This is a genomic window from Kribbella sp. NPDC048915, from assembly GCF_040649595.1.
In the GTDB taxonomy this organism is placed as follows: Bacteria; Actinomycetota; Actinomycetes; order Propionibacteriales; family Kribbellaceae; genus Kribbella.
The window spans coordinates 12,357-34,159 of sequence record NZ_JBEZFT010000078.1 but is presented as its reverse complement, the minus strand read 5'-3'; the positions used below and the strand labels follow the sequence as shown (position 1 = coordinate 34,159).

Here is a 21,803-nt window from a genome sequence, read left to right as displayed (position 1 = left end):
CCGCGCGGTGGGTTCACCCATCGTGTTGTGGGTTCCTGACCCGTGTGAAGGGTGCGGAACCCACAACACCGTGGGTGAACCCACCGTGGGACGGGAAACCCGCGAACTCCTACGACCACGCCACGCCACGCGGCGCCTCCACGCCACGCCTCCGCCGCACGCCGTCACGCGGCACCATGCCGCACCGTCACCGTGTGCCGGACACCGCCGACCAGATCACCGCCGACCAGATCACCGCTGACCAGATCACCGCTGACCAGATCAGCGCCGACCGATCCGCGGCGCGGTGTACGACTGGATACCCGCGCGTGTCGGGGTTCTTCGTTGGTGTACGAGTGACGAACCCCATCTGGCCGGCGTATCCGTTCGTGCGAGGTTGGCTGCGCCGGTGGTCGTGCGGGCTGGAGACGGGGGCTTGAACATGTGGTGGTGGGTGTGGACTGGTTATTGCTTGTGCAAGGTCCCAGTACGGGAGGCACGGTCCCGGATGGGTGTTCGCGGTTCCCGGATAGGTGTTCGCGGTCCCCGGAAGGGGCTCAACGGCCTCGGCTGCGGGAACACGCGCTGTCGGACAGCGCCGTTGCACAGCGCGGTTGCACAGCGCGGTTGCACAGCGCGGTTGCACAGCGCGGTTGCACAGCGCGGTTGCACAGCGCGGTTGCACGGCGCGGGTGCCGACTCGGTCGCTCGGGTCCACCCACGGATCAGTCACAAGAGCCGGATACCCCTGGTGGTGGAGCCCCTGGCCAGAGTCCGCCGCCCACCGCGGGCGGTCGGCTGAGTTGCGTGCCCAGGGTGGGAGCCCGGCTGCCGGCGTCGTTGGTCACGGCCCGGGGACGTCACAGGGGTCAACCCACAAACTCCGGGTTGACCCCTGAAACCTCAGGCGGTGGGTCAGCTGTCGACCTGCGCTGCGGTGGGGACGGGGTCGGCGGACGCCGGGCGGTTCCAGTGGCGGGAGGCGAGCCAGCAGGTGAGGGCGACCAGGACGAGGACGCCTTCCGCGATCAGGTACTGCCGTTCCTGCGTGGCGAGAGCCAAGGCGGTGAAGGCGACCACGATGAGCGGTGGGACAGGCCAGAGCGGCAGTTTGTACGGGCGCCGCGCCGTCGCGTGACTGCGCCGGCTGTACAACGCCGCGAGGCCGATGCAGAGGTACACGGCCGCGATCATCGTGCCGGCGAAGATGATCAGGAAGTTCAGTGCCGAGGTGAAGACCAGGACCGCGGCGGGTACGGCGAGCGCGAGGACGCCGGCCGCGGGGGAGCGGAAGCGGTTCAGCGTCGACAATGCGCGGTTGACGCCGCGCGGCCACAGCCCGTCCCGGCCGGTGGTGTAGACACCGCGGCCGAAGTACATGAGCAGCGACAGCATCGCATTGAACAGTGCGATCGAGGCACCGACGTCCACGATGATCCTGGCACTCGACCCGAGCGCGGCCTCGACCGAGTAGACCACCGGCGCGGGCGAGCTGAAGAACTCCTTCAGGTCGGGCGCCGCGATGACCGCGCAGATCAGCGGTACGACGATGAGTACGCAGGCGAGGGCGGCGGAGATGACGACGGCCTTCGCGAGGTTGCGTTCGCCGCCCTTGAGTTCCTCGGCGAAGCCGAGCGCAGCGTCGTACCCGTTGATGACGTTGAACATCGGGGCCAGCGTCGCGAGCATGACGGCGACCGTCACCGCGGTGAGTTGGCCGCCGTCCAGCACCATCGGGCTGAACGTGACGTCGGCCAGCGACTGGTGCGGGTGCAGCAGTGCGGCGACGGTCACGATGGCCAGCACGATCAGCTCGACGACGACCATCACCGCTGTCGTCCAGGCGCCCGCCTCGACCGTTGTCAGTGCGACGCCGATCGCCAGCGCCAGCAGGATGACCGCGAGCACCGTGGACGGCAGGCCGAGCCCGGGGATCAGGTCCTTGAGGAAGCCGACCATGCCGAGCGCGATGCTGGCCGGGATGACCACGCCCTGCAGGAGGTAGTTGAACGTGGTGATCCACGACAGCGGCCCGGGCAGGACGTGCCGGACCAGTGAGTACATCCCGCCGGCGATCGGGAACAGCGCGGCCAATTCCGCCAGACAGAGCGCGATCATGATGACCACCGCGGACAGGATGAAGGCTGCGCCGATCGAGAACGTGCCGCCGACGACGAACACCCCGGCGGTCAGGAACAGCACGGCCATTGTCGGTGAGACGTCCGCCATCGCCAGGCCGACCACCTCTTTGACGCTCAGCCGCCGCGCCAGCTGCTGCTTGTAGCCGAGCTCCTCGAGCCGCGAGGCCGGCGGTTCTTTCGTGGTCATGACAGCACCTCCACGGCGGTACCGACGGTGCCGACAGGAATGCACGTCGTACGGCCACCGTCGACCACCAGGTTCGTGCCGGTGACGTACGCCGCTCGCGCCGACAGCAGGAAGCTGACGCATTCGGCGATCTCGGACGGCTCGGCGATGCGCTGCAGGGCCACGCTCGCGGCGTTCTCGGCGAGCTCCGTCTCCGGATCCTCGACACCGTCGAACTCGCGCAGGAACATCGGGGTCTTGGTCGTCCCCGGCGACACCGAGTTGACCCGGATGCCCCAGGAGGCGAGCTCGGCCGCGGCCGCCCGGGTCATCGCGAGGATCGCGCCCTTGGTCGCGGTGTAGGCGACGTACCCGGTCTGGCCCATCAACGCGAGCTCGGAACCGGTGTTGACGATCGCGCCGCGCTGTCGCGGCTGCATGACCCGCGCGGCCTCGCGCAGTACGTAGAAGCTGCCGGCCAGATTGGTCCGGACCAGCCGGTCGAACTCCTCGTCGCTGGTGTCCGCCAGCGGCGCGACCGTGGAGATGCCGGCATTGTTGTGCACGGCATCGATCGGTCCGAGTTCGGCCTCGACCTGGGCGAAGGCCTTCCGGACCGATTCCGGGTCGCCGACGTCCGCACCGATCGCGAGCACGTCGGCGCCGGCCGCCGCGCAGCGCTTCCGGGCGTTGTCGAGGTCGTCCTCGGGCCGGGACAGCAGCGCGACCGCGGCGTCCTCGCGGGCCAGGCATTCGGCGACCGCGAGGCCGATTCCGGATGCCGCGCCCGTCACCAGGGCCACCCGCCCTGTCATCTCAGTCATGATGCCTCCGTCAGCTGATTCGTTGCCGCAGTACGGCGAGAGTTGTGGGGGCGGATGTCGATGAGCGGATCTGCTGTGACCCGCGCGGCCACCTCGGCCGCGGTCAGGACGGCGACGTCGCCGTGGCCGAGGGCACGGCTGATCAGCTCGCGCAACGCCTCGACCCGCGACGGCCGGCCGGACAGGAACGGGTGACAGCACAGGACGAACAGGCAGCCGTACCGGCGCATCGCGTCGAGCTCCGACGCCCAGACCTCGAGCGCCTTGCGCGGCGACTCGACCACCTGGCCGATGCTCGGATCCGGCAGGTAGGCGTACTGCGCGAAGTCGTCCAGCGTCCAATGTGGTGGTAGCTCGGCCAGCACGCCCCGGTCGGTCTCGAGCAGGTACGGCCGGTCGTCGTCCATCAACGTGGACTCGTACTGGAAGCCGTACCCGGCGAGCAGGGACGCCGTACGCTCACTCGGTGACGACAGCGGGCTGCGATGCCCCGCCGGTTTGATCCCCAGCCGGCCGAGCGCTTCCAGTCCGCGTTCGAGATCGGCGATCTCCTCGTCGGGTGCCAGGTCGACCAGACGCCGATGGCTGTACGAGTGGTGCGCGACCTCGTGACCGGCCTCGACGATCGACGTGACCACGTCCGGCCAGGTGTCGGCGGTCGCTCCGGGGACGAAGAACGTCGCCCGGACGTCGAGATCGGCGAGCATCCGGAGGATCCGCGGTACGCCGACCCGCGGGCCGTAGGCCTGGTGGCTCAGCACCCCGGGGTGCTGAGCGTAATGCTTGCCTTCGGCAAGGACGCAGGATTCCGCGTCGACGTCGAAGGTCAGCACCATGGCCGCGGCCGCACCGCGAAGCCAGCTGCTCGACGCTTCGGCCGTTCGTTTCATGGCTGCTTGCCCAACTGGGCGGCGAACCACTCGATGGTGGCCGTCAGTCCGCGCTCAAGGCTCCAGTCCGGGCGGTAGCCGAGATCACGCTCGCTCGCCGACAGGTCGTACGGACCCTGCCGGTCCCAGTCCGGGAGGTACCCGGCGCCGATCTCGAACCGGCTGCCGGGCAACAGCTTCTCGAGCAGCTGCGCGGTCTCGGAGACGGTGACCCGCCGACCGCCGGAGACGTTGTAGACCGGTTGGGTCGGTCGCTCGGCACGTGCGGCGAGCCGTGCCGCCGTGGCCACGTCCTCGACGTGGACGAACTGGAACGGGTGATCGCCGCCCTCCGGCAGCGTGAACGGTTGCCCGTCCAGCCCGGCGCGAATCATGTCGCTGAGCAGGCTCGGCATCCACAGCCCGGGACCGTAGACCTCGGTCACCCGCAGCGAGACGACCTCGAGGCCGTACAGCGAGTTGTACACCGACCCGAGGAGTTCGCCGGCGACCTTCGTGACGCCGTACGTCGTGGTGGGCTCCGGCTTGATGTCTTCGCGGATCGGATCCTCGGTGAGCACCGAGCCGAGCGCGCACTCCGACGAGAAGTTCACGATCCGGCGGACTCCGGTCATCCGCGCCGCCTCGAACACCGCGAGCGTGCCGTCGGCGTTGGCCGCGAACGTCGTCAGCGGGAGATCGATCGAGACCCCCGGATGGCTCTGCCCGGCGGTGTGGATGATTCTGTCCACGCCGTGTTCGCCGATCGCGCGGGTCAGCCGCGGCAGGTCGAAGAGCTCGCCCTGAACGACGGTCAGCCCGGGGCGGTCGTCGATCACGTAGTCCCGGTTGTAGCTCACGACCTCGTCGCCCGCGGCCAGAAGTTGGTCGACCAGGTGACGTCCGACGAAACCTCGTCCACCCGTGACAAGTGTGCTCATGATTTCTCCTTCACCAGTTCGGATAGACGGCCGGATCGGCCTTGACCGGCTCGTGGGTCCGGCGTTCGATGCCGGGGTCGGCGAGGACCGCGGTCCGGAGCTCCGAACCGGTCATAAACGTCACGTCGCCACGGTCGGCGATTGCCTCGAGCAACTGCCTGAGTGCCCGGGCGCGGCCCGGACGCCCGGACAGGAACGAGTGCGCGGTCAGCTGGAAGAGACCGCCGTACTCACGCATCCCGTCGAGCTCGGCCAGCCACAACGACAGCGCCTTCTCGGGCGGTTCGATGACGTTGCCGAGCTGGGGTTCCGGCAGGTAGGCGTACTGCTCCCAGTCGTCGAGGGACCAGTGCGGGGGCAGTTCCACGAGCGGACCGGACGGTGTGTCGACGACGTACGGCCGGTCGTCGTCCATCAGGCTGGTGTCGTAGCCGAGGCCGTGCTGGACGGCGAGCTCGGCGGACCGCCAGGTGGCCGCCCACATCGGCGAGCGGTAGCCGGTCGGCTGGATGCCCAACGCGGTCAGCGCCTCGAGGCCGCGTTCGAACTCGACGCGTTCCTCGGCCGGCGTCAGTTCGGTGGACGGCCGGTGGCTGTAGCTGTGATGGGCGACCTCGTGGCCGCGCTCGACGATGGCCGACACCGCGTCCGGCCAGCGTTCGGCGGTGAGGCCGGGGACGAAGAACGTCGCGCGCAGGTCGAACTCCGCCAGCAGCGCGAGCAGTCGCGGCAGGCCGCGGCGCAGGTCGTAGGCCTGGTGCGACATCGCCATCGCGTGCTCGGCGTACCGGCGACCGGCGGCCAGGACCGGCGTCTCGCCGTCCACCGCGAAGGTCAGCATCGCGACGGCGGCCGCGCCGTCGCGCCAACCCGGGGAACTGCTGACGTCCGGCCCTGAGGAGGTGGGAGAACTCGGCATCTGTTGCCCTCTCGTGGGAGTGATGCCTTGAGAGTGGACCCGCCGATCTGTCCGATCAATGTACAAGCTGTCAAAGAGAACGCTGCAGCGATGCGACACTGTGTCGCATGACGCTGGTCCTGCGTGAGATCCTGAACCACCCGTTGCTGAGCGTCGCCGATCCCCAACTGCTCAGTGGTGAAGACCAGTTGGACCATCCGGTCCGCTGGGTCCACACCGCTGACCTGTACGACATCGCGCCGCTGCTTCGCGGTGACGAGGCGCTGCTGACCAACGGTGTCGGACTGCTCGCGGTCGATGAACACGCCCGCCGGATCTACATCCGCCGGCTCGCGGAGAAGGGCATCGCCGGGCTGTTCTTCGAGATCGGCCGGACGTTCGCGGAGATTCCGCCGGAGATGATCGAGGAGGCCCGAGAGTTGCATCTGCCGGTGGTCGTCCTGCAGCCGGTCCTGCGCTTCACCGAGGTCGCGGAGGCTGTCAACAGTGAGCTGATCGACCACTCGGTACGGCGGCTGCGCCATGCCGACGAGATCTCCCGCGGGCTGTCCGAGACGCTCGCGCGGGGCGGTACGTTGACAGAGATCGTCGAACAGGTGGCGGCCGTCCTCGGCACCTGGGCGGAGGTCAGTGACTACGCGGGCCGGCAAGTGGTTGCTGCTGGCAACCGGACGGCGGACGCGCCGTCGGCCGAGGTGCCGATCGTCGTCGACACCACGGCGTGGGCGCGGCTCACGGTCGGGACCGACGGGCCGTCGTCGTTGCTCGTCGACGCCGTCCTGGACCGGGCGCCGATGGTCATCGGGCTGAGCCTGATCCGGCATCAACCCGACGTCACCGGATCGTTGCGCGTCCGGCAATTGGTCCTCGACCAACTCGTGGCCGGTCGGCCGGTGGCAGCGGGACTGCTCGAGGAGCGTCTGCAGGCGGCCGGTCTGCCCGCCGCCCGGCACCATTTCGTGTGCGTTGCCGTCGACCCCGAGCGGGTGGCCGACGGGGCGCGCGTCCTCGACAAGCTGGTCCAGGGCGCAGGCCACGGGATCTTCGGGCTGACCGACGGCGCGCTGTGCGCCGTGATCGGAGCCCGTCCGGAGGCGGGACCGTCGCTCGGGAGCAGGGTGCGCGATGCAGCGCAGCGGCTGCTGCGCGGTCAGGCAAGGGCCTGCGTTGCCGTCGGGCGGACGACGCGCACCGTCGGGGACCTGCCCCGCACGATGGCGGAGACGCGGACCAGCCTGCGGATCGCGAAGCGGATCCAGATCGCGCAACCGGTGGTCGTCGCGCAGTCCCTCGCTGTGGAGCGGATGCTGGACAGCCACCCCGATGACACCCTGCTGCACGCGTTCGTGAACGACGCACTCGGGCCACTGATCGAGGCGGACCGCGCGAAGGGCGGGCCGCTGCTGCACACCCTTCAGGTGCTCGTGGAGTGCGGCGGTGCGAAGACCGCCGCCGCTGACCGGCTGCACCTCCGGCGGCAGTCGCTGTACTACCGGATCGGTCAGATCGAGTCACTGCTCGACGTCGATCTGGCCGATCCACGGCAGCTCACGACGTTGTCCGTGGCGATCCTGGCGCGCCGGATGCTGTCGCCCGACGACTGAGGTGAACCGCTCGGAATAAGTGGACATGATGTCCGATTTGTGCTCTCATCAGGGAAATCACCATCAATTGAGGAGCACACACGTGACGACTTTGCTGCACTTGGATGCCAGTGCGAGGGCCAACTCGCACTCCCGGCGGCTGAGCGCGGCGTTCGCCCAAGCGTGGCGTACGGCGCGGCCGGAGGACACCTACGTCTACCGCGATCTGGTGGCGGATCCGGTGCCGCCGATCGGGCAGGCGTGGACCGAGCTGTGCGACTACGCCCTCGAACACGAGATCACCGATCCGGCCCGGTTGCCCGAGGGTGCTCGTACCGAAGCGCAGCAGGCGGCCTGGGCCGTCGTCGAACCGCTGCTGCAGGAGCTGGTGGCGGCCGACGTGCTGCTGATCGGGACGCCGATGTACAACTTCTCCGTGCCGGCGTCGCTGAAGGCGTGGATCGATCAGGTCACGTTCCCGAAGGCGCGGCTCGACCTCCAGGTCGTCGTGGCGTCGGCGCGCGGTGGCAGCTACGTACCGGGCGCTCCGCGGTACGCGGTCGACCACCAGGAGCGGTACTTGCGGGACTTCTTCGACGGGCACTTCGGTGTCACCGACGTCACGTTCGTGAACGTCGAGTGGGTGAACGCGACCGTCGATCCAGCCTTGGCGAATCGTTGGGACGACCATCAAGCCTCGGTACGGGACGCCTTCACCGCCGTGGACGACCTCGCGGGCAAGATCGCCACGCGCCGGACACCGTCATGAGCTGGGCGATCCTGGTGCTCGCCGGCCTGGTCGAGATCGTCTGGTCGCAGAGCATCAAACCGACCGAGAACTTTACCAGGCCGGTGCCGACGATCATCTGCTTCGTCCTCGGCGCGACGTCGGTCTACCTGTTGTCCCGGGCGATGCAGACGCTTCCGGTCGGGACGTCGTACGCCGTGTTCACGGGGATCGGCGCGGTGGGCGCGATCGGGCTGGGGATCCTCGTGCACCGCGACCCGCTCAGCGCCGGGCGGCTGGCCGCGCTGGCTATGATCATCGGCGGGCTGGTGCTCGCCCGCGTGACCAACCCGGAGTGACGGTGCGCAAGCTGTCCACCGGCCGGCCCACCACCGAAGGAGCGACCTGCAATGCCGAAGCGGATCGACTTGCTGACCGGGCGCCCGGTCGGGGCGGCGCCCGCCGAGCGGGCCGATGCCGCGCGCAACCGGGCCAGGGTGCTGGCGGCCGCTGAGGCGTTGTACGCCGCGGCCGCCGACCCGCGCGCAGTGACGATGGACGACATCGCCAAGGCGGCCGGGGTCGGTCGGGCGACGCTTTACCGTCGCTATCCCGACCCGGCCTCGGTCGCGGAGGCGCTGCTCGACGAGCACGAACGCCAACTGCAGCAGCGGATTCTGGACGGCCCGCCGCCGCTCGGTCCGGGCGCGCCGCCGGCCGAGCGGCTCGGCGCGTTCTACACCGAGATGGTCGACCTGCTCGAACGGCACCTGCCGTTGACGTTGGGCGCGGAGACCGGACTCCGGCGATACCAGACCGGGGCTTATGGGTTCTGGCGCGCGCACGTCACCGCCCTCCTTGAGGAAGCGGGTGTCGGCGCGGCGCCGGCCGACGTACTCCTGGCGCCACTCGCGCCCGACCTCTACGACCACCTCCGCCACCAGCGCGGTCAGTCGCCGTCGGAAATCACCGCCAGCTTGCAGTTCCTCGCTACCCGAGCCCTCGGCGCCCGCTGAGGCTCAGTTGCTCGGTCCGTAAGGGAACAGGGCATGCGGGTCGTAGACAGCCCGGACCTTTTCGAGTCGCGCGCGGGTCTCGGCCGGCCAGGACGCCTCGTACGTCGCCCGGTCCGGCGAACCGCCCGCCAGGTTGATCGTGTTGTGACCGGAGATCCACGGCCGAAGTGGTTTCAGCAGGGCATCGGCCGCCTCCGGCAGGACGCGGGAGAACAGTCGCGGATCGGGCACCCCGGCCAGGAACAAGGTGTACGCACCGTCGCGACCGCCGACCGCGCTGCCTTCGGGTACGTCGCGGCGCGTTGCTCCGCCCAGATGCCGCATCTCCACCGCGACGAACGGGATCTCCTGCCCCGGACCGGCCACGTCGAGGAACGCGGTGACGTACTCGGCGTCGAGCTCGTTCAGCAACAGGCCGCGATCCCAGGCGACGCCGGGGTCCTTGGGGTCGTTGTGGATCATCGCGATCTCCGACGCCGGAAGCACGCCGACGCTGTCGACCACGGCGGTACCCGCGGCGCGGATCGGTTCGAACACCCGCGCGCCCTGCTCCGGATCGCCGACATACGCGAACCGCACGCTCAGCGCGGTCTTGCCCCGCAGCGGTTCGGGTACGACGTCCAGCGGCGGCAGCCGAAGTACGACAACCGAGGTGGTCGCGGCGTCGGGCAGAGTCTTGGTCCACTCCGTCCAGGTGGTCAGCACACCGGCGAGGTCGGCGGTGTCGAAGATGACCGAGCCGCCGTAGATCGTGCGCAGCTCGACGAGTTCCACCTCCATCGACGTGACGATGCCGAAGCCGCCCTTCCCGCCGCGCAGGGCCCAGAACAGGTCGGGGTTCTCGGTCGCGTCCGCGGTCACGACGTCGCCCGATGCGATCGCGATCCGGAAGCGCCGGGCCCAGTCCGAGGAGAACCCGTACGTCCGGGCGAGCGGGCCGAGGCCGCCGCCGAGGGTGTAACCGACACATCCGACCGTGTCGGAGGAGCCGGTGATGGGTGCGAGTCCGTGCTCGGCCGCGGCGGCGATCACCTGATCCCAGCAGCAGCCGGCGCCGACGTGGGCGATCCGGTTCACCGCGTCGATCGTCACGGTGTCGAGGCGGGTGGTGGTGGCGAGGATGCCGTCGGTCACCGGTGTCGCGGAGCCGTGGCCGGTCGCGAGGACGCGGATCGGTGTCGCGGCGGCGGCCGCCGTACGCACCAATTCGGCGGCGTCGCGTTCGGAGGTCAGACCGACGGCGATGTCGGGGGTGTGCAGCGTCGCGGTGTTCCACGCTGCGATCTCGATCGCGAAGTCGGTGTCCGCCGGACCGAAGACCGGTCCGTTCAGCCGCCGACGCAGCTCGCCGATCAACGTCACTGTCCTTCTCGCTTTCCTTGCTGTGCAACCGTCCCGGCAGGTTATGCACAACTGGCGCCTTCGCTGAAGAGCTGACGTGGACACGAGGCGATGGGATGTGGCCAATCCGATCCCGGCGTTGGCGCGAAGTCATCGCTGCGTGGCTGTCGGGTCCGTCGACATCGTGGCCGGGTAAACGGCATGCTGCGAGCGCAGACCCGGAACGGTGGTGGGTGACAGCGAGGAGAATGCGGTGAGCGGCGAACATCCGGCCACGGACTCGGCACCGCACCCTGACTGGCTGCTTCCGTGGCGTCCGCCGGCGTACGAAGTCGATGCCAACGGCAAGGTTGCCGGAGCGGTCGCCGGGCGCGAGCCTCACAACTGGGGCCGCTGGGGAGAGCTCGACCAGCTCGGCACTCTCAACCTCATCACCGACGCCGCCCGCGCACACGCACTCGGCCTCGCCACCACTGGCCGGGTGGTGTCCTGCTCGATCCCGATCGACGAGCAGATGCCGGTCCATCCCACCCGGCCGCTGGTGGTCCACACCCACGCGCTCACCGGCACCGACCTCGTCGCGGGCGGTCTGCCCGACCGCGAGTCGGGCGGCTACCCCGGCGCCGACGACTACATCTTCATGCCGCTGCAGAGTGCCACGCACTGGGACGGCCTGACGCATTGCTCGTACCAAGACACCTTCTACAACGGTTTCTGGGTGGGTACGGCGGGGTCGAACGGCGGAGCGCGGGTGCTGTCGACGCATCTGCTGACCGATCGCATCGCCGGCCGCGGCGTGCTGCTGGACGTCGCGCGGTATCGAGGCGTCTCGCGCTTGCTGCCGGGGGCAGCGATCGAGGCCGCCGAGCTCGACGCCTGCGCTGCGGCTCAGGGTGTCGACGTGCGCAGCGGTGACCTCCTCCTCGTCCGGACCGGCGAACTCGGGTACTTCTACCGCACGCCCGCCCACGAGCGGCCGACCTTCTTCGACGACGGTCATCCAGGTCTCGCCCTGGATACCGTCGCCTGGTTGCATCGCCACGAGGTCGCCGCGCTCGCGATGGACAATCGCACGATCGAGGTCGTCCCGTGGCCGGCCGGTGCAGCGGGCGAGCCGTCGTACCCGGTGCACAGCCGGCTGATCCGCGATCTGGGGCTGACCATCGGCGAGCTGTGGTGGCTCGATCACCTGGCGGACACCTGCGCCGAGGTCGATCGGTGGGAGTTCTTCCTGGCGGCGACCCCGCTTCCGGTGCGCGGTGCATCGGGTGTGCCGACCAGCCCGCTCGCGTTCTTCTGACCCTGACCAGAAATCACCCCTGCCTGGCTGAGCATGGTCTTTTGGGGCGGTGCCGACGTACCTAGGGTCGGTGCTGTGATCGATGTGAGTTTGTCCGACGTGTACGACCGGTACCAGGCATCGTGGGTACGCCGTGACTGGGACGTGTTCCGGAGCACGCTGCACGAGCAGTACGTCTTCTCGGTCGGCGGTGCCGAAGTGGGTGACCAGGACGCCACGGTGCAGTGGAGTTCCCAGCTGCTCGGGGGATTCTCGGAGTACGAGCAGGAGATCGTCGCTCGCTACCCGTCAGCCGGCGTACTGGTCGTGGAGGCGGTGGCCACCGGCATCTGCAACGGCAAGGCGTTGTCGCCCAACCTGCCTGTCCCTGAGCCCGGCCGCGAGATTCGTTTGCCCTACGCAAAGATCCTCCGCTTCGAACACGGCCTGATCCGCGACGACCGCCAGTACCACGACGTAGCCACCCTGATGCGCCAGCTCTACTAGCGTCTCGGTGACCGGCGAACGGCCCGTCCCCTGCGCGTACGCCGGTACGCGCAGGGGAGAGGTGCTCTTGCGGACTCCTAGCTGACGTTGAGCTGGAACCATTCGTCGTAGTAGTAGTTGTCGAGTTGCTGGAAGATCAGCGACAAGGGCGAGTAGTTGTTGCGTTCACCCGCTTTGCAGGGGCCGGTGCGCTGCTGGTCCGGGTAGGTTCCGGCGAGGATCCCGTAGGCCTTCGAGTCGAGCTCGCTGAACAACGGGCCGCCGCTGTCACCACGCCGCGCGCAGATGTCGGTGTCGATGCCTCCGCCGACAGTGAGGACCTTTCCACAGCGGGTCCCCGGGTAGTAGCCGGCGCCCGCACCGGTGTCGTAGGCGCTTCCGTAGTCCGCCTTGCTGGAGCCGGAGCCACTTGCGCAGACAATCCAGCCGGGCCTGATCTCGTATTCCGGGTAATAGCCGCTCATGTAGAAGTCGCCGGTTCGCTGGCATTTGGCGCCGGAGACGTTGTCGTAGGCACCGGTGCGGCACGTCGACAGTACCCGGTTCTTGCCGGACCAGTTGTTGATCCAGCGTTTGGCGACGTCGCCGTCGTCGTACGGCATCACCGCGTAGTCGTAGGGATAGTTGTTGTTCTGCAGCGGGCCGCCGTACTCCTCGCCGACGATCGCGCCGTTGTGGTACGAGAAGTCCTTGTGGGTGTGGTTCGAGCCCATCACGCAGTGACCCGCGGTCAGCACCCAGCGCCAGTTGGGCCAGCTGCCGCCGGTCGAGGTGAGGTTGAAGCCGGCCGTGCACCCGCCCCAGGTGCCGTTGTCACGCTGGATGTCCAGTCGCAAGCCGCCACGCATCGGTCCATAACCGCTGCAGTGCAAGGGATGACAATACCCCCAGTCCGCGTACGGCGGTGTAGCCTGGGCGCGCTCGCTCGACACACTTTCGGCCGGCGTCGGTCGAGGCAGCTGGCGGGAGACCACGGCCGAGCCGTGCGCGCGCACGGCATCGCTGACCATCGTGTCCGCGGCCGCCTTACCGGCCACGGCCTTTGCTGCCGGCAACCAATCGCGCCGGAGCAGGACCACCTGGTTCAGGTCCTCGCGAACGGTCGGCAGCACCAGGCTCTCCGGTCCGGGGCGGCCCAGACGGGCGACCAGGTCGTCCCGGATCGCGTTCAGCTCCTTCAACGAACGTGTCACCTGCTTCGCGCGGATGTTGCCGGCGTCGGGGAAGGTGTCGGCGATCGCGGCGAGTCGCTCGGGCTTGGTCATCGCTACCACGAGTTTCCCGCCGTTGTCCTGGTCGATCCACATCCCGGCGTAGCTGTCCGGCTCCTCCTTTGCCAGTCGCTCCGAGAGCGCCGGCGAGATCCGTTGCAGTTCGAGCCGGCGCAGCGCTTCGGCCTCGGAGACGCCGTACCTGCCGATCAGATAGTTCAGCGAGCCGCGCACGTTGTCCGCCGCGAGCGCTTGCTCGCCGGCGCCGGCACTCGCCGCGGCTTCTCCCGGTTGGCTGATGGTGCCAAGGGCGACGAGTGACGCAGCCAGCGTCGCCAGGGCGGCGCCTATCGATCTCTTTCTCATCCATCCTCCTGCTCAGTCATCGGCTCAGCGGCCTCGCCGATCAACGTAGGCGCCGGTTGCCGTCCGCAGGCGGTGGTCGCGCAGCGCTGGCCGGTTTCCATCCGGTGTTGGCTCTGACCGAGGTCAGCCGATGTCCATGGCGGTATCTCGATGCACCTTGACGCGGCCCGCACTGTTCGCGCTGCCAACGTCCGGGCGATGCTCGGCCATGGACCATCGAGATTCGGCGTAGCGGACGGGAGACCATGAGTTGGTAGCTGAGGGCAACAACAGCGGCGGCCTGGCCGCGGACCTGCGGTCGTGGGGCTGGCTGGCGGTGCTTGCGCTTGCTTGGGGGAGCGGGTTCTTGTGGACCGATCTCGCTTTGACCGAGGGAGTGCCGCCGAGTTATCTGGCGTTCGGGCGGGGTGTCGTCGCGAGCGTCGTACTGCTTCTCCTCGGCAGGCCGCGGTGGAGGGAGTGGAAGGGGCGCGGACCGCGGCTCTGGGATCTGGTGTCGGCGGCCGTGTTGTGCAATGTCATGCCGTTCACCTTGTTCGCGATCGGGCAGCAGACGGTTGCTTCCGGCATCGCCGGCGTACTCAATGCGACGACGCCGTTGTGGGCGGCGCTGCTGGAGTTGGCCGCTCGCCGAGGGCGCACTGTCGGTCCTCGGCAGCTCGCCGGCGTGGCCGTGGGGTTTGCCGGGGTGTGCCTGGTCTTCGCGCCATGGCGTGCCGGTGTGGCGCTGACGATCGGGGTCCCGATGATCCTGCTGGCGGCCGCCGGGTATGCCGCCGGATTCGTGCTGATGGCTCGGCGCCTGATTCCGTCCGCCGCGTCACCGGCCGAGCTGGCCGGTCTTCAGATGACGGTCGCGACGGTGCTGTTGGCGATTCCCGTACCGTTCGCACGTGAAAGCCCGGCGCCGACCGCAATCGGTTTGGTGGCTGTCACGATGCTCGGCTTGCTGTGCACGGCGTTCACGTTCGCCATCGCGTATCGCATGCTCGCGGCGGAGGGAGCCACCCGCACAGCGGTTGTCGGCTATCTCGTCCCGGTGGTCGCGATCCTGCTCGGTGCGATCTTCCTCCATGAAGGCATCGGTGCGACCGCGATCGCCGGGATGGCGTTGGTCCTGGCCGGTGTGGCGTTGACCAGATCGGTCCGGCGCCTTGACCGGATAGCCGAGGTCCGCACATAGGTTGGCGGTTTCCCATCGATGTCTGGCATTTGTGCCGCTGGAGCACGCGGTGCGACCCGCCTACCGTGAGCTCATGGCCAAGCATCGCGTTGCGGTCCTCGTGCCCGCGGACTTCACGTTGTTCGAGCTCGGGGTCGCCGTCGAGGCCTTTGCGCGACCGCACCCGGAGCTCGACCTCGACTGGTACGACGTCGAGGTGTGCACGGCGACGCCCGGCGAGGCGACCGCGATGGGCGGCCTGTTCGGTGCGGTGATCACCAGCGGCGTCGAGGCGGTCGACGCGGCGGACACGATCATCGTCCCGCAAGCCGCCACGATCGCGCGGCCGGCCGAACCGAACGCACTCGAGGCGATCCGTCGTGCGTACCGGCGCGGCGCCCGGCTGGTGTCGTTCTGCTCCGGCGCTTTCGTCCTGGCGGCGGCGGGGGTGCTCGACGGCCGCCGCGCGACCACGCACTGGAAGTACGCCCGGCGTCTCCAGGAGGGTTATCCGAACGTCGAGGTCGATCCCGATGTGCTCTACATCGACGACGACCAGGTCCTGACGTCCGCCGGCACGGCTGCTGGCATCGATCTCAGCCTGCACATCATCCGGCGTGATCACGGCGCGCACGTCGCCCGGCACGTGGCCCGCCAGATGGTCGTGGCACCGCACCGCGACGGCGGGCAGGCGCAGTTCGTGATGATGCCGGTCCCCGAACCGAAGCCCGTCCTGGACGGGATCAGCCGCGCCATGCAGTACGCGCTCGACAACCTCGGCAAGGACCTCAATCTCGCCGAACTCGCCGCGGTCGCGTTCATGTCGTCGCGCAACTTCTCCCGCCGGTTCCGCCAGGTCACCGGTACGACACCGGTCAAGTGGCTCAACAGTCAGCGGCTGGCCCGCGTTCGTGAACTCCTCGAGGAGACCGATCTTCCCGTCGAGCGGATCGCCGTACAGACCGGGTTCGGGAGCGCGGTGACCTTGCGGCAACGGTTCGCCGCGCACCTGCTGACGTCGCCGACGGCGTACCGCCGGGCCTTTCGCGCCGGTGTGATCACGCCGCCGGGCGACGACCTCGCCGCGGTGGCTGAGGTCGTCGGTGTCATCGGCGCGCACGCCCTCGACCGGACCGACCGTACGGCGAGCTGACCTTCAACCTGGAGCGGGATGGACATCATGCGGCGGGAACGCTCGATCCGCGTAGGTGCGGTGGTTCCGTTGACCCGGCCGGGGTGGGCCGAGGCGGGAACGCACCTCCTGGCCGGGCTCACGGCGGCCGTTGACGACGTCAACGATGCCGGCGGCATCGACGGACGGCCGCTCGAGTTGTTGGTTCGAGACACGCGCGCTGATCCCGAGTTGGCCGCGGCGGCGGTGGATGAGTTGGCTCAGCTGGGCGTAGCTGCCTTGGTCGGGGAGTACCACAGTGTTGTCGCCCGGGCTGTCGCCGCGCGCGCTGATGCTCTCGGTCTGCCGTTCCTGTGCTCGTCGGCGGTCCTCGACGCGCTCACCGATCGGGCGACGGACTGGATCGCGCGCCTCGCTCCGCCGCAGTCCCGCGGGTGGCGAACGTACGCGGACTTCCTCCTCGGCGCCGGTCATCGACGTATCGCCGTGGCAGTACAGCCGAGCGTCTACTGGGCCGCCGGGATCGGCATTCTGCGGGAGTACGTCGTACCGCGCGGCGGCACGGTCATCGAACTCGATCTGCCTCGATTCACCAGCACCGAGATCTGCGATGAGCTCGTAGAGCACGGCGCGACGGCTCTTTTGCTGCTGGCCGGCTACCCGGAGCCGGTCGTGTCGATCGTGAAGGCTGTCAAGGCTGATCGACGGCTGGGCGAGCTCGCGATCGGTGCGCCGGCCGGTCAGCCCGAGTTCGGCGACTGGGCCGCGTTGCTGGGCGAGGACGGTGCCGGCATCTCGTTCCTGCGCTACCTTCCGGCGCAGCTCAGCGCTCTCGGCGCCGGTGTCGCGCCGGTGTTGCGTCAGCGGTTGGGCGAACCGCCGTCGTTCGTGGCCTTCGAGGGGTACGACGCGATCCTCGTGCTGGCCGACGTACTGCGCTCTGATGATCGTCAGCGGATCGGGTGGCCGGCCGTCGACCTCGAAGGCACCCGCGGCCGGATCCGGTTCTCCCGCCTGCCAGACATCCCTGTCTGGCAGGCGGTCGACGTACCGATCCAGATCGTCGACCGGGACCCGGCCGCGCGTGATCGCTTCCGGGTTCTGCTCACGTCGCGATCTGATCGAGCAGAGCAGCCAGCTGATACGGACGGGTGACCATGACGTCGTGACCGGTCTCGATCTCGTGGAGGGTGGCGCCGGCCGACTGGGCAAGATCGCGGAACGGCATGACCGACGGAACACACAGCACCGCGTGCAGGTCGAGGCCCGCAGTGTCGAGGCCGACCTCCACGGGGTCGGTGAAGGGCGCCAGCGGCTGAGCCACGAGCCGCTCCGACAACCACGGCGCGTCCGGCCCGGAGACTCCGAAGCTCGACAAGGGCGGTATTGGCAAGACCAATGGATCCCCGGCAGCTTCCTTGAGGCACCAGCTCCGGAACCACTCCGGCACCACGTCGAGGAGCGACTTCCCGGCCGGAGCCAACCACCCGTCGACCAGCACGAGGCGTTCGACTTTCCGGCCGGCACGGGTCGCCGCCTGGGCGGCCGGTAGGCCGGCGTAGCTGTGCGCCACGACCGTCACCGGCTCGCCGGCCGCGTCGACGGCGTCGATCAGCTGGTCGACGTGATCCGCCAGGCGCACTGCCGGATCACAGCGCAGGGACGGTGTGTGCACGGTGTGGCCGAGCAGTTCGAGCTCCAGTCGGACACGCTCCCAGCTCGATCCCTGATGCCAGGCGCCGTGGACAAGAAGCAAGGTCGTCATGCGGGGGTTCTCCTCAGTACGCGCGTCGTACGGCAATCAGCTCAGGGCGCTGATCCGGTAGCGGATCCGGGACGTGGACAAGTCGCATCGAGCCACGGTCACGAGGTGGTTCAGCCAGGTGTAGCGAGGGTCCTTGGTCTCGAAGAGCGGGCTGGTCCGGATGTACGCCTCGTCCGCCGTCACCAACTCGCCGGCCAGGAACCGGCCGAGCTGCGGGCCGAGCTGGGCACGACCCGTGGTGGTCAACTGGATGAGGGCGTCGTCGTGGGTCCTGATCACCGCCTTCACCTCGACGCGCGCGATCGCGTCGTCCCCGACCGTGACCCAGTCGATCGAGCCCGGGACGATCGCACCGGACAGCTTCGGCCCCTCGACGATCCCGCGCTGGACCGCGAACAACATCCGCGTCCCGGTCGGCGTCGGGACCGACGGGACGTCGCCGAAGAAGATGTCCAGCGAACACAGATCCTCGAGCTGATGCGCCGACGGATATTGCAGCTGGTGCCCGATGGCCGGGTGATCTTGAGCTTGCATCCTCCCATGCTGACGCACGCCGATCCGTCGGCAGGAGCCTCGCGATCCTTTGGCCCGAAGTCATCGCTGCGCTGACCGGAACCCGCGCATGGTGTTGCCGTCAGCCACTGTTGCTGCCGGCCCGCATGCACCACGCCTGCGTCCGGAGGATCAGATCTTGCGGCTCCTTGTCGTCCCAGCGCGCGCCGGACGGAATCCTCGGGGCAGCAGGATCGATACCGAGGCCGGGGAGGAAGGCGGCAAGTCCCAGCGGCGCAGGCAGTCCGTGCCGGCGGCGCAGCTGGTCCCAGTCCGAGCCCAGCGCCGTACCCTCCTCGTCGCCCAGGTCGGACGCGATCAACGCGGCGACCAGGACGCCGGGCATGGTCTTGGTGTAGTCGCTGCGGCCGAAGCCGTGCGGCAGGCTGCGGGCGAGCAGCCGCAACGCCGCGTCCGGCCGGCCCAGCCGCCACTCGGCGTGCGCGAGCCAGATCTGGAATGCGTACGCCGACGACATCGTCGCCGGGTAGTGCCGCTCGAGGGTAGTGACGATGTCGGCGATCGCGTCCCGGGCACGCGCCGGGGTCAGGGTGGCGAGTGCGAGCAGAGCCTGCGGCAAGGAGGACGTGGCGATGTGCAGATAGTCGCCTTCGCGCCCGCGCAGTTCCTGCTGCCGTCTGTCGGCGGCCGCCGCGCCGGCGAAGTCGCCCCGCCCGAGAGCGGCCAGCGCACGCATCGCCAGGACGCGAATCCGATCGCCGGAATTGGCCGCGTCGGCGTCGCACGTGCCGCTGCAGATCTCGGCCGCCTCGTCGTACCGCCCCCACGTGATCAGCGCCTCGGCGAACATGGCCGTGCTGTGCAAGCGGTAGTGGGGGTCCGTGGCCGCGCGGACCAGCTCGAACACGTCCGCGGCGCGGTCCGGCGCGGCTGGGTCCTGCATACGGGTCAGCATCCGGACCTCGGTGATCCGGGCCTCCAGATAGTCGCGCTCCGGGCGGTGCCTGCGCAACTCGGGGATGATCCGCCGCAAGACCGTCAACGCCCCGACGTTGTCGTCCAGCAACCCGGACAGGCACACCTGGTTGAACTCCGCGATGCAGCGGACCTCCGGTCGGCACGCCGCGAAGTGCGGCGCGGCTCGCTGGTACCAGCGCGCCAGCTCGGCGTGGCGGGTCGTGACTCCCGCCCAAAAGTCGAACAGCAGCGTGGTCAGCTCGACGACGTCGGCAGTCCGGCCGCTGGTGTAGCCGTGCTCGGCCGCGGCGCGCAGGTTGTCCAGGTCGTCGTCGAGATCCGCCCAGCCGCGGACCTGCTCGCCGAACAGCGGCCGCGTGGCGATCGACTGCACCCTGCGCAGCCAGTGGTCGAGATGCCGATCGGCCGTCTCCTGCTTCGGATCGAGCGCCTCGAGACGCCCGCCCGCGTAGTCGCGGACGACCTCGAGCAGGCGATACCTGCGACCGGCCCGGGTGTCGTACGGCTGCACGAGAGACCGATCGACGAGCGCGGCGATGAGCGGCAGCACCTGACCCGGCTTGAGCGGATCGGCACCGCAGACGGCCGCGGCCGAGGCGCCGTCGAATCCGCCGCGGAAGACCGACAGCCGCGTGAGCAGCTGACGCTCGGGCGCGGGCAGCTGAAGGTAGGACCAGTCCAGCGTGGCCACGAGCGGACTCGGTGCGTCGGCGCTCTGCGTCAGGAGCCGGAGGCCACCGTCGAGCTCTTCGGCCAGCCGCACGGCAGGCAGGGTGCGGAGCCGCGCCGCGGCCAGCTCCAACGCCAGCGGCAGACCGTCCACGCGGCGGCAGATGCGCGCGATCGCGTCGAGCTCCGCGGCATCGGGGACGAAGCCTGGCAGCGACTCGCGGGCGCGCTGCAGGAACAATGCCATCGCCGGGACCGCGGGTGAGGCGGGTTCGTCGCGGTCGGGCACCGGCAGCGGATCCAGTCGTACGACGGCCTCCTCGGGGACGCCCAGCGGGATCCGCGAGGTGGCCAGAACGGTCAGCTCGGGGCAGGCGGCGAGCAGCCGGCGAACGGTCCGCGCGCAGGCGTCGACCAGATGTTCGCAGTTGTCGAGGACAAGGAGATGCGGCCGGTCGCGGAACGCCGTCTCGATGCCGTCGGCCATTTCGGCGACCGATCCGGCCCTGATGCCGAGCAGCGCACCCAGCGCGACCACGACGCCGTCCTCGCCCACGGCTGGTCCGAGGGCGGCGACGACCACGTCACGAACGGCGTCCGTGGTGGAGGCCAGTTGCTCCGCGGCGTGCAGCGCGAGCGTTGTCTTGCCGACGCCGCCCGGCCCGACGACGGTCAGCAGCCGATGACTGCGTAACAAGGCGACGAGTGATGTGAGGTCGGGCTGCCGTCCGACGATCTGCGAGAGATGCGAGCGCGGGCCAATCCAGGTCGGCGACGTACGGCGCGCCGGATCGTGACCGGTGCACTCGTCGAGCGCGGCATCCTGGGTGAGTACAGCGAGCTCCAGCCGACGGAGTTCGGCGGCCGGCTCGATGCCCAGTTCGTCGAGCAGGCGTTGCCTGGCCTCGCGGTACACGGCGAGCGCGCGCGACTGCTGCCCGGAGCGGTACAGCGCGCGCATCAGCTGCCCGATGAACCGCTCCCGCAACGGGTACCGGGCGACGAGCGCGGTCAGCTCGGCGACCAGGTCACGATGACGACCCAGGTCGAGGTCAGCCTCGATCGCGTCCTCCAGTGCGGCCACGCGCAGCTCCTCGAGGCTCGCACAGAGCTGGTCACGCAAGGCCGCGGTGGTTGCGTCCGCGATCGCCGGCCCGCGCCACTGGTCGAGGGCTCGCCGCAGCGCGGCAGCTCGACGACGTACGTCGGACTCCGCGCGCGCGTCCTGCACCATCCGGCGGAAACGCTGCGCGTCGACGGAGTCGGGCGGTACCTCGATCGTGTAGCCACCTGCTCGTGTCAGCACGCGGACGCCGTACTCGTCGGCGCCCGCGGCTCGCAGAGCCGCCCGGACGCGGGAGACCAACGTCTGAACGATCGACTGGGCCCGTGCCGGAGGTACGCCGTCCCACAGCAGTTCGATCAGCCGGGAGACCGGTACCACCTGCCCGTTGTCGAGCAGCAGGACGGCGAGCAGACAGCGTTCCTGCACGCGACCGAGCGCGATCGGCTGTCCGTCGACGACGCACTCGACCGGACCGAGGAGGCGGAACTGCACGTCCTGATGGCAGCAAAGGGTGGAGAAGGCCGTCAAGCGGATGGCAAGCGAATGGCCAGGACCCGTCGATCGACGGCCGTCAGGGTGGGACCACGTGTGCCCCCGGCAGGTGCGTCCGGCAGGTGAGCCCGGCTTGGACTCGGGGGCGACTTCGACC

At 69.3% G+C, this 21,803-nt stretch carries 19 protein-coding genes; 9 read left to right on the top strand and 10 right to left on the bottom strand.

Translation table 11 applies throughout. The features are described 5' to 3' along the window. Positions 1-894: 894 nt before the first annotated feature. The 5 genes from AB0B82_RS28780 to AB0B82_RS28760 are packed head-to-tail and all read right to left on the bottom strand — an operon-like array spanning position 895 to position 5,839. The gene (locus tag AB0B82_RS28780) at positions 895-2,307 is read right to left on the bottom strand and encodes an APC family permease (protein WP_360175248.1); all 1,413 of its coding nucleotides are present in this window, start codon (positions 2,305-2,307) and stop codon (positions 895-897) included. Next, positions 2,304-3,110, bottom strand: a complete 807-nt coding sequence (locus tag AB0B82_RS28775; RefSeq protein ID WP_360175245.1) for an SDR family oxidoreductase — start codon at positions 3,108-3,110, stop codon at positions 2,304-2,306. Before AB0B82_RS28775 ends, AB0B82_RS28780 begins: the two co-directional genes overlap by 4 nt. Beyond that, entirely contained in the window at positions 3,107-4,000 is an 894-nt protein-coding gene (locus AB0B82_RS28770; protein ID WP_360175242.1) for a polysaccharide deacetylase, read from the bottom strand. Before AB0B82_RS28770 ends, AB0B82_RS28775 begins: the two co-directional genes overlap by 4 nt. Then, complete coding sequence (locus AB0B82_RS28765) at positions 3,997-4,920, bottom strand: NAD-dependent epimerase/dehydratase family protein (protein ID WP_360175239.1); 924 nt, start codon at positions 4,918-4,920, stop codon at positions 3,997-3,999. Before AB0B82_RS28765 ends, AB0B82_RS28770 begins: the two co-directional genes overlap by 4 nt. Before the next feature lie 10 nt (positions 4,921-4,930). Then, positions 4,931-5,839 (bottom strand): polysaccharide deacetylase, encoded by a 909-nt coding sequence (locus AB0B82_RS28760; RefSeq protein ID WP_360175236.1) that lies wholly within the window; start codon positions 5,837-5,839, stop codon positions 4,931-4,933. Between the two features lie 107 nt (positions 5,840-5,946). On the opposite strand from AB0B82_RS28760, the gene AB0B82_RS28755 reads away from it, so the two are divergent. From AB0B82_RS28755 to AB0B82_RS28740, 4 genes are all read left to right on the top strand, one after another. Beyond that, positions 5,947-7,443, top strand: coding sequence for a PucR family transcriptional regulator ligand-binding domain-containing protein (locus tag AB0B82_RS28755; protein WP_360175233.1), 1,497 nt, complete (start codon positions 5,947-5,949; stop codon positions 7,441-7,443). 82 nt (positions 7,444-7,525) lie between these two features. Beyond that, positions 7,526-8,191 carry an NAD(P)H-dependent oxidoreductase gene (locus AB0B82_RS28750; RefSeq protein WP_360175230.1) on the top strand — a complete coding sequence of 222 codons (666 nt, stop codon included), beginning with the start codon at positions 7,526-7,528 and terminating at the stop codon, positions 8,189-8,191. Further along, positions 8,188-8,508 (top strand): multidrug efflux SMR transporter, encoded by a 321-nt coding sequence (locus AB0B82_RS28745; RefSeq protein WP_360175227.1) that lies wholly within the window; start codon positions 8,188-8,190, stop codon positions 8,506-8,508. Before AB0B82_RS28750 ends, AB0B82_RS28745 begins: the two co-directional genes overlap by 4 nt. 51 nt (positions 8,509-8,559) lie before the next feature. Further along, on the top strand, positions 8,560-9,165 hold the full coding sequence (locus AB0B82_RS28740) for a helix-turn-helix domain-containing protein (protein WP_360175224.1): 606 nt from the start codon (positions 8,560-8,562) through the stop codon (positions 9,163-9,165). Between the two features lie 3 nt (positions 9,166-9,168). Here the strand turns inward: AB0B82_RS28740 and AB0B82_RS28735 are convergent, their stop codons facing one another. After that, positions 9,169-10,527, bottom strand: coding sequence for an FAD-binding oxidoreductase (locus AB0B82_RS28735; protein ID WP_360175221.1), 1,359 nt, complete (start codon positions 10,525-10,527; stop codon positions 9,169-9,171). A gap of 232 nt (positions 10,528-10,759) precedes the next feature. Between AB0B82_RS28735 and AB0B82_RS28730 the strand changes: the two genes are divergently transcribed. Further along, positions 10,760-11,806 (top strand): cyclase family protein, encoded by a 1,047-nt coding sequence (locus tag AB0B82_RS28730; protein WP_360175218.1) that lies wholly within the window; start codon positions 10,760-10,762, stop codon positions 11,804-11,806. A gap of 75 nt (positions 11,807-11,881) precedes the next feature. After that, a complete protein-coding gene (locus AB0B82_RS28725; protein WP_360175215.1) occupies positions 11,882-12,292 on the top strand; it encodes an ester cyclase in 411 nt (136 codons plus the stop codon). 77 nt (positions 12,293-12,369) lie between these two features. Here AB0B82_RS28725 and AB0B82_RS28720 read toward each other — a convergent pair whose 3' ends face one another. Beyond that, complete coding sequence (locus AB0B82_RS28720) at positions 12,370-13,869, bottom strand: trypsin-like serine protease (RefSeq protein WP_360175212.1); 1,500 nt, start codon at positions 13,867-13,869, stop codon at positions 12,370-12,372. A gap of 250 nt (positions 13,870-14,119) precedes the next feature. Here AB0B82_RS28720 and AB0B82_RS28715 point away from each other — a divergent pair, with 250 nt between their 5' ends. From AB0B82_RS28715 to AB0B82_RS28705, 3 genes are all read left to right on the top strand, one after another. After that, the gene (locus AB0B82_RS28715) at positions 14,120-15,052 is read left to right on the top strand and encodes a DMT family transporter (protein WP_360175209.1); all 933 of its coding nucleotides are present in this window, start codon (positions 14,120-14,122) and stop codon (positions 15,050-15,052) included. Positions 15,053-15,125: 73 nt separating this feature from the next. After that, positions 15,126-16,184, top strand: a complete 1,059-nt coding sequence (locus AB0B82_RS28710; protein ID WP_360175206.1) for a helix-turn-helix domain-containing protein — start codon at positions 15,126-15,128, stop codon at positions 16,182-16,184. Between the two features lie 18 nt (positions 16,185-16,202). Beyond that, entirely contained in the window at positions 16,203-17,318 is a 1,116-nt protein-coding gene (locus AB0B82_RS28705; RefSeq protein ID WP_360175203.1) for an ABC transporter substrate-binding protein, read from the top strand. Here the strand turns inward: AB0B82_RS28705 and AB0B82_RS28700 are convergent. From AB0B82_RS28700 to AB0B82_RS28690, 3 genes are all read right to left on the bottom strand, one after another. Beyond that, positions 17,269-17,928, bottom strand: coding sequence for an alpha/beta fold hydrolase (locus tag AB0B82_RS28700; RefSeq protein WP_360175200.1), 660 nt, complete (start codon positions 17,926-17,928; stop codon positions 17,269-17,271). The two genes, AB0B82_RS28705 and AB0B82_RS28700, sit on opposite strands and share 50 nt — an antisense overlap. 36 nt (positions 17,929-17,964) lie before the next feature. After that, positions 17,965-18,462 (bottom strand): DUF3237 domain-containing protein, encoded by a 498-nt coding sequence (locus AB0B82_RS28695; RefSeq protein WP_360175197.1) that lies wholly within the window; start codon positions 18,460-18,462, stop codon positions 17,965-17,967. A gap of 100 nt (positions 18,463-18,562) precedes the next feature. Beyond that, positions 18,563-21,646: a BTAD domain-containing putative transcriptional regulator gene (locus tag AB0B82_RS28690; RefSeq protein WP_360175194.1), complete on the bottom strand. Its 3,084-nt coding sequence runs from the start codon at positions 21,644-21,646 to the stop codon at positions 18,563-18,565. Between the last annotated feature and the right edge of the window lie 157 nt (positions 21,647-21,803).